Annotated in this window: 14 protein-coding genes; 6 read left to right on the top strand and 8 right to left on the bottom strand. The window is 46.5% G+C overall.

Annotation, left to right across the window (positions count from 1 at the left end; all coding sequences use genetic code 11):
* The coding region (locus tag N836_RS62820) for a DNA glycosylase AlkZ-like family protein (RefSeq protein WP_235071146.1) at positions 1–479 on the bottom strand (479 nt) is incomplete at its 3' end.
* 149 nt (positions 480–628) lie between these two features.
* Entirely contained in the window at positions 629–991 is a 363-nt protein-coding gene (locus tag N836_RS62815; RefSeq protein WP_023075063.1) for a winged helix-turn-helix transcriptional regulator, read from the bottom strand.
* A gap of 161 nt (positions 992–1152) precedes the next feature.
* Between N836_RS62815 and N836_RS62810 the strand changes: the two genes are divergently transcribed.
* The 4 genes from N836_RS62810 (at position 1153) to N836_RS62795 (ending at position 4462) form a co-directional block, all read left to right on the top strand.
* A complete protein-coding gene (locus N836_RS62810) occupies positions 1153–1851 on the top strand; it encodes a glutathione S-transferase family protein (RefSeq protein WP_023075062.1) in 699 nt (232 codons plus the stop codon).
* Between the two features lie 41 nt (positions 1852–1892).
* Positions 1893–2486 carry an NAD(P)H-dependent oxidoreductase gene (locus N836_RS62805; RefSeq protein WP_023075061.1) on the top strand — a complete coding sequence of 198 codons (594 nt, stop codon included), beginning with the start codon at positions 1893–1895 and terminating at the stop codon, positions 2484–2486.
* A gap of 60 nt (positions 2487–2546) precedes the next feature.
* Positions 2547–3197 carry a DsbA family oxidoreductase gene (locus N836_RS62800; RefSeq protein ID WP_023075060.1) on the top strand — a complete coding sequence of 217 codons (651 nt, stop codon included), beginning with the start codon at positions 2547–2549 and terminating at the stop codon, positions 3195–3197.
* Positions 3198–3295: 98 nt separating this feature from the next.
* Positions 3296–4462, top strand: coding sequence for a low temperature requirement protein A (locus N836_RS62795; RefSeq protein WP_023075059.1), 1167 nt, complete (start codon positions 3296–3298; stop codon positions 4460–4462).
* A gap of 463 nt (positions 4463–4925) precedes the next feature.
* Here N836_RS62795 and N836_RS62790 read toward each other — a convergent pair whose 3' ends face one another.
* Complete coding sequence (locus N836_RS62790) at positions 4926–5840, bottom strand: LysR family transcriptional regulator (protein WP_023075058.1); 915 nt, start codon at positions 5838–5840, stop codon at positions 4926–4928.
* Between the two features lie 140 nt (positions 5841–5980).
* Here N836_RS62790 and N836_RS62785 point away from each other — a divergent pair, with 140 nt between their 5' ends.
* Positions 5981–6724 carry an SDR family NAD(P)-dependent oxidoreductase gene (locus tag N836_RS62785; protein ID WP_023075057.1) on the top strand — a complete coding sequence of 248 codons (744 nt, stop codon included), beginning with the start codon at positions 5981–5983 and terminating at the stop codon, positions 6722–6724.
* Positions 6725–6792: 68 nt separating this feature from the next.
* A complete protein-coding gene (locus tag N836_RS62780; RefSeq protein ID WP_235071145.1) occupies positions 6793–8004 on the top strand; it encodes an FAD binding domain-containing protein in 1212 nt (403 codons plus the stop codon).
* 120 nt (positions 8005–8124) lie between these two features.
* Here N836_RS62780 and N836_RS62775 read toward each other — a convergent pair whose 3' ends face one another.
* The 5 genes from N836_RS62775 to N836_RS62755 all read right to left on the bottom strand — a co-directional run bounded on the left by N836_RS62775 (position 8125) and on the right by N836_RS62755 (position 11427).
* Positions 8125–8613: a GNAT family N-acetyltransferase gene (locus tag N836_RS62775; RefSeq protein ID WP_023075055.1), complete on the bottom strand. Its 489-nt coding sequence runs from the start codon at positions 8611–8613 to the stop codon at positions 8125–8127.
* 196 nt (positions 8614–8809) lie between these two features.
* The gene (locus tag N836_RS62770; protein WP_023075054.1) at positions 8810–9331 is read right to left on the bottom strand and encodes a GNAT family N-acetyltransferase; all 522 of its coding nucleotides are present in this window, start codon (positions 9329–9331) and stop codon (positions 8810–8812) included.
* Positions 9332–9392: 61 nt separating this feature from the next.
* Positions 9393–9992, bottom strand: coding sequence for a GNAT family N-acetyltransferase (locus N836_RS62765; protein WP_023075053.1), 600 nt, complete (start codon positions 9990–9992; stop codon positions 9393–9395).
* Between the two features lie 159 nt (positions 9993–10151).
* Complete coding sequence (locus N836_RS62760) at positions 10152–10706, bottom strand: GNAT family N-acetyltransferase (RefSeq protein ID WP_023075052.1); 555 nt, start codon at positions 10704–10706, stop codon at positions 10152–10154.
* A gap of 199 nt (positions 10707–10905) precedes the next feature.
* A complete protein-coding gene (locus N836_RS62755; protein ID WP_268744324.1) occupies positions 10906–11427 on the bottom strand; it encodes an arginase family protein in 522 nt (173 codons plus the stop codon).
* Between the last annotated feature and the right edge of the window lie 37 nt (positions 11428–11464).

Genomic DNA, 11464 nt, shown 5'->3' with positions numbered 1-11464 from the left:
GGCTTCCAGTCCCACCAACCTGCACGTTTTGTGGTGTTCGTTTCGATATCTCGGGCTCGTATCGGGCCATCTGAACGGATGCGGGCCAACAGCTCTCCCATGAGCTTTGTATCACGGTTTCTATACCAATGGGTTTGGCCGCTTTTAATGGCGTGTTTGTAGGGTAAGGAGAAGCGAAAATCGGTAATGGGGAGAAAAGCTGCCGCGTGGGCCCAATACTCAAAAATGTCGCCATTGAGCAACATTTGATTGGTCATGGCGGGCTTAAATTTCGGCACTCTAGAGTAGAAGACATGATGGTGTGCTCGTTCTACCACCGATATAGTGTCGATCTGTACATACCCGAGGTGGTTAATGGCTTTGCGTGCCCCCGCCAAACCACGTCCATAGGGTTGAGTCTGCAACAAACCTTGTGCAGCCAGGGCAAGGCGGCGTAAACGCGCCTGCTCTTGTGGGTGTTTAATTTCAATCATTGTCATACTTGACTAAAATCCAACTCAGCGGCGACAAACATGCAACAATTCGGTACCAATGGCTTTCGATCGCCTATTGCATTTAAATTATGTTCAGCCTGGCTCATGTAAAGCCACTCCTCCCTCATTTCAGCAATGCCAACAATGGCAATAGGCTAAACCTGATGGTGTTCTACCCAGTCTTTGAGAGTTTCCAAAAAGTCTAAGGCAGATTTGCCAAATTCGGTGATTTCGTAGGCAACCGCAATGGGGCGATCGCTGATCACTTCCCGCTTTACCAAACCGACTTCTTCCATTTCTTGCAGGCGCTGGCTCACCATTTTCTTACTGGCCCCACCCATTTGACGGGCCAGATCGTTGAAGCGCACCGGACCATCTTTAAGGTGCCAAAGAATTGAACCTTTCCATTTGCCCCCCAACAAACGCATGCCACGCTCAATGGGGCAAGGTTCTAAACAAGGCTCGGCTACGACCTTACGACCATTGCTGTCGGTGCTGATGTTGGTGATGGTGCCCATGAGAGAGAGTGGTTACTAAAAGTATACTGGTTGACTCGGGTTACTAGCCTAATTATCTTAGGACATGTTGCTGCGCCATCACTGGCCAGATTGCGAGATGGGCACTGGCACGATCCATCTCCTGTGTTCGATTTGCAATTCTTTCATCGTCAGGCATCGTTATGGCATCTCCCGATATTCATCTCTATACTGCTTCCACCATGAATGGTTGGAAGCCCGTTATCTTTCTCGAAGAAGCTGAGGTTGAGTACGAACTGACCTATATTGACTTTGGGAAAAAAGAGCAAAAGTCTGAATGGTATATGAAGCTCAATCCCAATGGTCGCATTCCCACGATTGTCGATCGCGGCAACGATAATTTTGCAGTTTTTGAGTCTGGGGCGATTCTCTGGTATCTGGCCGAAAAGTACCAGAAGTTTCTCCCTCAAGGTGAAAAAGCCCGGTCTGAAGCGTTGCAATGGCTGATGTTTCAGATGGCGGGGATTGGTCCCATGATGGGTCAGGCCATGTACTTTCAACGCATTGCGGCTCCCAAAGGCATTCAGGATGACTATGCTATCGATCGCTATGTGACCGAATCGCGTCGACTACTGGAGGTGCTGGATAAACAACTGGCGGGCAAAGCCTATTTGTTGGGCGATGACTTCACCATTGTCGATATGGCTACCTATCCCTGGGCGCGGTCTTATCCCTGGGCCAAGGTTTCGATTGAAGGGCTAGATAACTTTAAGGCTTGGTGCGATCGCATTGATGCTCGACCTGCCACCCAAAAGGCTGTAACCATTCCTAAGCCATTTCCAGCCTTCTTTGGCAAAGGTGATGAAGCCAAGTCTGAGACTGAGAATGCGGCTCGTTTTTAAGACGTAATTCAGCCCTTGATGCAATTAAGGACATTTCAACCATGCCAAACATTTTCATCATCAATGCTCACGAAGAATATCCCTTTTCCCCTGGTAAACTCAATTCCGCCCTCGTCGAAAAAGCCCAAAATAATTTGACGGCAAAGGGCTACGACATCAAAATCACCACGATGAAAGATGACTACGATGTGGACGCAGAAATTGCTAAACACCAGTGGGCTGATGCCATCATTCTGCAAACCCCGGTGAACTGGATGGAGGTCCCCTGGAGCTTTAAGCGCTACATGGACTACGTGTACTCTGCCGGCATGGATGGTCGTCTTTGCGCAGGTGACGGTAGAACCCGCCAAGATCCCCGCAAGCAATACGGCACCGGCGGTACGTTAGTAAACAAAAAGTACATGCTGTCGCTGACCTTTAACGCACCAAAAGCCGCCTTTGGCGATCCAAATCAGTGGTTTTTTGAAGGTAAAACCATCGATGATTTGTTCTGGCCGATGCACCTCAACTTTAAGTTTTTTGGCATGGAGACGCTACCGACATTTGTCTGTTTTGATGTGATGAAAAATCCGGATATTGAGAATGATTTTATTCGGTTTGAAGCACATCTCAATCAGAATTTCAATGTTGCTTAGAAATCCCTTCAGAACTCCTCTAATCTCGCCAATATTAACGGCAAATTGAGGCTTAGAATCATGAAAACCACCGTCAAAATTGATTTCATTTCGGATATCGTTTGTCCCTGGTGCATCATCGGCTATAAACGACTGGAAAAAGCTATGCAGATGGTCGAGGATACTGTGACCTTCGAGCTGCACTGGCATCCCTTTGAGTTGAATCCGGCAATGCCCCAGGATGGCGAAAACCTGCGTGAGCATCTGGCTAAGAAATATGGCACTACCTTGGAGGGCAGTATTGCCGCCCGTCAGCGCCTGACCGATATGGGAGCAGAGTTGGGGTTTACGTTCAACTACTATGACGAGATGCGCATGTACAACACGTTCAAAGCGCATCAGTTGCTCCATTGGGCTAAAAAATATGACAAGCAAACCGATTTACATCTGAAATTATTTGCGGCCTATTTCAGTGAGCAACAAGCCGTTGATGATACTGAGGTGCTACTTGCAGCCACCACTCAAATTGGTCTGGACAGCCATAAAGCCAGAGCAGTCCTTGATAGTGCCCAGTATGCTAAGGATGTCAAATCTATCGAAGCCGCATGGATGAGCCGTGGCGTTCAGGCTGTCCCGGCTGTCATCTTTAACGAGCAGTACTTGATATCGGGTGCTCAACCAACGGCTGTATTCAAAGCCCAAATTGAAGAGTTAGCCATGGCAACAACCTAGCGTTCTGTCACGCATAAGAGTCGGTATGCTGTAGCGTGGGTCACGCCCCGCTTGCCCCACGAAGGCTCATAAATTCGTCACTTGTTTGGAGACGCCTCATGTCACCCGCGTTCAAATATTACGCTGCAGATCGCCACGCTACCTGGCTTGAACTCTTCTTTGATTTGGTGTTTGTCGCCAGCATTAGCGTGATTACCCATCACCTGGCCCACGTCCATGATGGTCACTTGGAAGGTAAGCAAGTGCTATTGTACTTTACCGAATTCATTCCGGTGTGGTGGATCTGGGCCAGTCACACGCTGTATGCCAATCGGTTCGATACCGACAGTCGTACCCATCGGGTGGCTAGCCTGGTGATCATGTTTTTGATGACGACGCTATCGGCTTTTTTAGGAGCCGGATTGTTGGCATCTGCGGTACGCTTTATTGCCTATTACATCGTGATTCGCGCGGTATTGGCAGGGATGTACTTTGTCACTGGGCAGCGCTTTCCCCAGACCCAACCCTATTCTCAAACTATGGGGTTCACGATTTTAGGAGGAGCTGCGATCGCCCTATTGTCTGTTCTGTTTGATAATCCTTTACGCCCCATTATCTTCTTAATAGGTATTGGGTTAGAAATGATAGCCACAGTTCGTTTGAGTAGCGACAGAGAATTAATCCCTTGCCATCGAGAACATTTAGTCGAGCGGGTTGGGCTACTTTCAATTATTTTGCTGGGCGAATCGGTGATTAGCCTAGTAGGGAGTCTCAGTGGACTAGATTGGACACAGCTCGATATCGTAGCGGCGCTCACTGGCTTCTTGATGATTGGAGCCATTTGGTGGATCTATTTTGACGGTTTTCCGCTTTTGGAGCGAGCTAAGAATATCCGATATGGTTTTCCCTTGCTATATTCTCATTTGCTGTTTTTGCTGGGCATGGGGCTCCTATCTAACCTGATTCGACACGCCATTTTGAATGATTTGGCGATGGGAGATTTTAGAATGCTAGCGATTTCTGGCATGACGCTGTTTTATCTGGGAAAACAGATCAGCTATTACCTGGCGTTTCCGACAGCTCGAAAGATTATCGTAATCAACACAGTCGTTTGTATTAGTGTGACTATCGTCTCGACGTTTTTGCCCCGCCCTGAATACACCCTCATCGGCGTCACGCTGGGACTCTTTTTCTATGTCTACTCCAATTTTCGTTGGACGTTAACGAAGGATTTCTCCGACTTTTTGTCAGAGCCCGAGCACTCATCTCAAAGCCTGCCAGCGTAGCTTAGCCTGGCTATTCGAAGAACGGATACTAGCAAGGTATATATGAGTTTACTGAGCTGTCTAACTTTTCCCTTCAGCGGCTGAACATCGAACAGAACTTGAAGAAAATAGACTGATAGCACAACCCATACGAGATCAAGTTTGGCAAGAAGGAAAAGAGATTGAATTACCCAATGGATTCTGGCACGGAGATATGCATTTAGAGAACGTGAACTTTGATGACATGCCCCGACTATCTTTGATTTTTAAGCTTGTGCAATTGGGCCTTACGTCTATGATATTATCTGTTACTGGAGAAAACTGATTCTTGTAAACTGGAACAAATCAATCAATGAGAAACAATGATCAGCATTTCTGCATAACTACCAAGTAGTCCGATTAAATTGTACACGCCCGGCATGGGCATGAACCATTGAGGTAAAAGTCTCCTCACACTTAGGCTCAGCTACCCGACACTTGCCTCTTATACAAGGGTTGAGGTAAGTCGTTGCATCAAAAAATCAATAAATGTTTGAACTCTTAGAGAATGCTGACGATTGGGTAGATAGAGAGCATAAATTCCTGTATCTAAATCCAAATGTGGATGAAACAGATAGTCCTCCAATACAGCCTCTAATCGATTTGCATAAAGATCTGCTCCGATTAACCAGGTTGGCATCAAAATTAAACCAACACCGTCTAAACAAGCTTGTCGCAATACTTCAGAGTTATTGGCAACAATTGCCCCTCTAACTTTTACTTCACAGACTTCTTGCTCTCGTTTAAATCGCCAAATATCTGCTCCTATGGAGTAGCGGAAACACAAGCAGTTATGATGCACCAAATCATCTGGATGAGTGGGTTTACCATACTGTTGAAAATAGGCCGGACTGCCACAGACTTTACGCTCATGAGAGGCTAGTTTACGAACAATCCAAGTTGATCCCGAACGATCGAGGTTACCAATGCGAATCACGACGTCTAGACCTTCTTCAACTGGATTGGCTAGAGAGTCACTAAAGGCCAAATTTAATTGCATCTCTGGGTATTGGGTCAAGAATTCTCCTAGAAGTGGTGCAATATGGAGTCTTCCAAAGGCAACAGGTAGACTAATCCGCAACAGCCCTCGGGGAATCTCATCTTGTTCAGTGACCGAGAGATTGGCAGCCTCAACATCCTGAAGGATTTGCACCACCTTGTCGTAATAACGCCGACCCTGGGGAGTGAGGGTGACACTACGTGTGGAGCGGTTAAGTAACTGGGTATGCAGCATCGCTTCCAGAGAATTGACCTGGCGGGTGACCGAAGAAACGGCCACTCCCAGTTGGCGCGCGGCTTCTGAAAACCCATTGGTTTCTACCACTTTGGTAAACGATCGCATGGCTGAGAACTGATCCATGATTGCTTCATTTTTGCAAAAAACGCAAAAGTGCTTATCTCAAAAGCCATATTAACATCTATATCGAATGGAGTTAGGGTGGAATTGTCGTCACAGAGATGACGTCAATAACGTATTCACAACAACCCAGGAGAAAAATCATGAAGACTCTACACGGTAAGACAGCCATTGTTACAGGCTCCTCCAAAGGTATTGGTGCAGCGATTGCCAAACAATTGGCGGCAGAAGGTGCCCATGTCATCATTAACTATGGTTGCTCTGCTGCTGCAGCCCAAGATGTGTTAGCAGACATTCAAGCTCAGGGTGGACACGCAACGATAGTTCAAGCAGACATGTCCACCGTTGAAGGTGTGGGAATCCTCTTTGCCGAAGCGGATCGAGTGTTCGGTGGTCAGCTCGATATTCTAGTCAACAATGCTGGATTTTTCCCATTGGGCACCTTAGACGACTCTACAACAGAAGATTTCGAAAAGATTGTCAATTTGAATATTCGTGGAGTGTTTCTTGCTGCTCGTGAAGCCATCAAGCGTATGGGTGAAGGGGGCAGAATCATCAACATCGGCAGTATCTTTGGTGAGCGCATGCCACTGCCAGGCATTGGGCTATACACCATGAGTAAGTTTGCGATCGCTGGCTTTACTCGCGCCTGGTCAAGAGACTTAGGCCCTCGAAAAATCACCGTGAACACCGTCCAGCCTGGCCCTATCGATACAGACCTCAATCCAGCTAAAGGTGAATTTGCAGAGCAGATCCTACCGTACACCGCCCTAGGACGCTACGGACACCCTAAAGAAGTTGCGGCCCTCGTCGCATTTCTCGCCTCAGAAGCAGCCGCCTATATTACTGGTGCAGCGTTGACAGTTGATGGTGGCACGAATGCTTAGAGATGAGAGCCCTAATAAAACTCTCACAGGTTAATACTCAGTCCGCGATCTCATAATCCAAGGAGGAGATGATGACTCAAACAAAAGAACACGTCTATCAAGCAAAGGCCATCGTCATCGGGGGCTCTCTGGCCGGACTCTTTACCGGCATTCTGTTGCACTCTATTGGCTGGCAGGTAGACATTTACGAGCGATCGCCCCACAACCTTAGCAGCCGAGGTGGGGGAATTGTACTCCAGCCAGAAATTGTTGCAGCGTTTCATCAGGCTAATGTCACCTATGAAGCACCTTTGGGTGTGGTTGCTAATGAGCGACTTTATCTGAAGCCTGACGGTAGCATTGCTCAGCGGATGGCAATGCGACAAACTCTGACGTCGTGGAATCTACTGTACGGCATCATGCGGCGGCACTTTCCAAATAATCACTATCATTCGGATAAAACACTTGCAAAGTTTGAACAAACCGATGACCAGGTGACAGCCACCTTTACCGATGGGACACAGGCCACTGCCGATCTGTTGATTGGTGCAGATGGGGCGGATTCCACTGTACGGCAACAGCTTTTGCCGAGCTACCAGCCTATCTATGCGGGTTATATCGCCTATCGCGGATTAGTCAATGAACCTGACCTACCCCAAGAAACAGCAGCTCTACTGACTAAGCGATTTGCGTTTCAACAGTTTCCCAACTCTCACATTTTGCAATATGTGATTCCTGGGGAAGACGAGTCCCTGGTACCGGGCCAGCGACGCTTTAACTGGGTCTGGTACGTCAACTACGATGAGGTGACAGAGCTGCCTGAGTTGCTGACTGATAAGACAGGACGACAGCGTGATGCCTCAGTGCCACCAGGACTTATGGCTCTAGCCATTGAGCAACAGATGCGAGACTACGCCAGTCAGATGTTAGCACCTCCATTTCAGACGTTGGTGCAAGCGACTCGGGAACCCTTTGTGCAGACCATTCGAGATCTAGGCATACCGCAGATGGCCTTTGGCCGAGTGGCGCTGGTGGGGGATGCTGCATTTATTCCTCGTCCCCATACAGCAGCAGGCGTTTCTAAGGGGGCAGCAAATGCACTCTCTCTTGTAGAAGCGTTAGTGAACTATAACCATAATGTGAGACAAGCTTTAGAAATTTGGGAGACCGACCAATTACGGTTAGGCATGCATTTGTGGCGCAGGGGTCAGGAGTTAGGAGATCGTTCTCAATTTACTCACGGCAAAGAGCGTTTTGGGACTCAAAATAAAGTTTCAGAACGGTTGCAGCATCTGCGTTGAGTGCTCTATGTTGTTAATATGAACCCATCGGACACAGACACCCATTTGAACCCAACGAAGGGCACTACATTCCGCTGCAACACAGTTGTTAGCCTGAGATCGCTACTTGGTCACGTAGATTTACCGGGGTTTTCGCCAACTCCAGACTTCGCCATCATCTGGATCAATTTTGCTTCTAACTCTCACAAATTTGTTCTTTTCTAGAACTCTCCAAGATGCTGCATTAGAAGGAGTCGTATAAGCTACAATCGTTTGAACCTCACTTTTTGAAAACCCTTCCTTAACTAGCAAACCAACAGCCTGAGTTGCAAACCCACGTCTCTGCTGGGAAGGCACAATTCCATATCCAATTTCAACGGAACCAGCAGTGTCTGGTGGACTTTTGAAGCCACACATCCCGACAATCAATTGATCTACCACAATTAATCGAGGAGACCACCAAAAGCTATTTTCAGGATCTTGGCTTAACTGATTTACTACAAACTCCAATAAAAACCGTGGCGCGATCGCCTCACTTTCAGGCAGTAGAAATCCAACAATTTCAGAACATTCAGATTGTTCAAGGAGTGTAGATAGCTGATGGATGGTGGCTTGGCTAAGCACTAACATAAATCATTCTGCAATTAAATCGACTTAACGAGAAAGACTAGCGAATTACTTTAAAGCGAATCGGTAACTCCACAATGCTCTGAATTTGAACACTAACCAATACCCTCTCAGCTACTGTGACAATCAACAATTCAAGCGGGCCAACATTCCTGCTCAGCGACTAACAGTAGCCTTTGAGAACGCCGATATGTTTCCATTAGTCCGTTACATCAGGATTATTAGACCACGAAACACTTTGCATGTAGTAAGCTGAATCGTCTTCTATGCTTATTAACTTGAAGCCAAATTTTTCCAGCACCCTTCGTGAAGCTGCATTTGCGATATGAGCATCCGCATGAATTTCAATAATCTTAGGGTATGCTACTTTGGCCCAATCTAGCACTGCTGATACTGCTTCACTGGCTAGTCCCTGTCCCCAAAGCCAACGTGCAATTTCATAGTGCAGGCTAGCAATTTCGGAAGACTCAATATTGAACTGAATAGCACCAATAACTTCTGGCTGATTTGTAAGGGCAATCGCCCAAAGATTTGTTCCCATCTCTCCAGCTAGCACCATGCGTAGGAAACCAATCGCATCGGCCTCACTGCTCGGAGCATCATAATCGAGGTACTTTGAGAACTCAGCATCGGATGTATAGCGAAATACTGCACTTGCATCCAGCATCACAAAAGGGCGCAATCTTAATCGTGATGTTTGGAGATTAATAGGATTGTACATGCGTGTTCAACAAAAATTTCATTCAATGGATTCTTGAGAGGTTTGGTGTGCGTGGGCATTGTTATACAGCAATCGCAGGTGGCTTTTCGGCTAGACCTAGATCAGACGGAAGCGCAACATAGATTATATGATCCACCCACTGCTCATTTTCGTAGTAAAAGCCCCGTCGAACACACTCTTTCTGCAAACTAACACTTTGGGCAAGCGCAATGGAAGGGTAATTATCAAGATTAATAGCCGCTTCAATGCGATGATACCCAAGATCCTCGAACCCAGCAATCAATGCTGCTTTCACCGCTTCGCTGCCAAACCCTTGCCTCCAATGCTGGTTATGGATGCCATAGCCTAAATTCGCCCACTGCTTTTCTTCACGAGAAATAGTCGATAAATCAACGTGACCAAGATGTTGAGCAGTTTGTTTTAAGAAAACTCCAAAAATGTAAGCGGAATCACTCAATGCTTGTTCTTGATGGCGATCGCATAAATTTGAAAACCAAGCAGGGTCACAGCCCTTTAAGCTAACCGGCCCTTCATCATACTTAGATTGTTGTGGCAAACGACTTGAGAAACCGTCATACCAAGCTTTATAATCGCTGGACTTTTGCGGTCGAAGGATAAGACGCTCCGTTTCAATTGTTAGCGTCCAAGCCACTTCACTCATCACATACTGTCAACTATAGAATTGATTAAATCAAGCTTATCATTGAGTATCGAGTCAATTAACTTTGTCAATCAGCAGCAACCCAAAAACTAACGACTCAGCCGATCTCTTTCTTGAGTCTGCCTCAGGGACTATGTTATGCCGCGTGAACTACAGTAATCAAACTGGGCGTTCCAAAGGTTCACCGTACTGCCGATAGCCAACCCGCTTGAACGCCGCAATCATTCTTGCATTATCCATCGCTGTGTCACAAAACACTCGCCAGACTCCGACTTCCTGTAAAATCTGTGTTCCTTTAGATAGAAGCTCATTCGCCAAACCAAGCCCTCGATACTTTGGCAAAACTCCCATATAGTAGATCGTTCCTTCCTCTAAACCCTCTTTGGTACATCCTGGAAAGATGACCGGAAGTACAAACCCTACAATTTCCCCTTTTCCGTTTATCCCAAACTGCCACCATTCATCTTGATACGCGAAGTCTTCTCTTGCTGAATTCAAAAACGTCTCAGTCGCTTTACGAGGATCATGCTCTGATGACCTGCGGCGATCACTCGCATCGACTGATTCAGCCATTACCCGCCTAACAATTTCAATTAATTGATCGTCTATTGATTTGACTGGTTCAAAGGCCAACTGAGACGAAACTTTAATTAACGCCTCCGACTCTTCCCATACAAAAGGTACTTTTAGAAAGGTTTGCTGACTTATAGGCATCGCAACAAAAACCTGTAGACTTCAATAAGTATAGTGCAAGGCAAATACTGTCTGGTTTCCGAGCACTCACAAACCACAAATAACTTATAGGGTGCTGTCTCATCCAAGAGTCAGCGACATAACGGTTGCAATCAGCGGCGGCAGGTAACCCAGAGCTGAGCCTTAGCGGTAGTTTTCCTGTCTGCCGCATTTCAATGGTTTATACGACTGTAAAAAGCGGTAGATTAGCGCTATCAAGTAACTTGATGATTTCTAATGCGGCTAAGTCTTTAGAGTCAGACGGCAAAAATTCCAGTACACTACAGCCAACTATATCAAAGTTGCTTCTTAAGCTAACTAATAAATCTCTGAGCTTGTCTATCTGTATTCCACCTGAAGTTGGGCAAGCAACATGAGGAAATTCTTCAGGCTCAATCACATCTAAATCAAGATGGATATAGAGTTTATTAGAACCAGTCTTGCCTATCATTGAGTACAACCCATCAAAATCTCCGTCGTTTATTGCTTTCGCAGAAACGACAGATAGTTCTTTTTGCTGAATGAATCTTCTTTCAGATAAGTCAAATTCCCTTGCCCCAATAAGAAACACTTGCTCTGGACGTAATGTTGAGAAGGTAGAGTTCACAATGTCTGCATCGCCTTCACCGAGCAATACGCGCAGCGGCATTCCGTGGAAATGAGCACTAGGAGATGAACTAGCGCTCTTTAATGACTCTAGCAGTATAAAATAGGAGTAGCTATCGGCCCAAGTTGGTCAA

Origin of the sequence: Leptolyngbya sp. Heron Island J (assembly GCF_000482245.1) — a bacterium.
In the GTDB taxonomy this organism is placed as follows: domain Bacteria; phylum Cyanobacteriota; class Cyanobacteriia; order Phormidesmidales; family Phormidesmidaceae; genus Leptothoe.
Note: the sequence above shows the minus strand (reverse complement) of the source record. Positions and strands in the feature narration are given on the sequence as shown.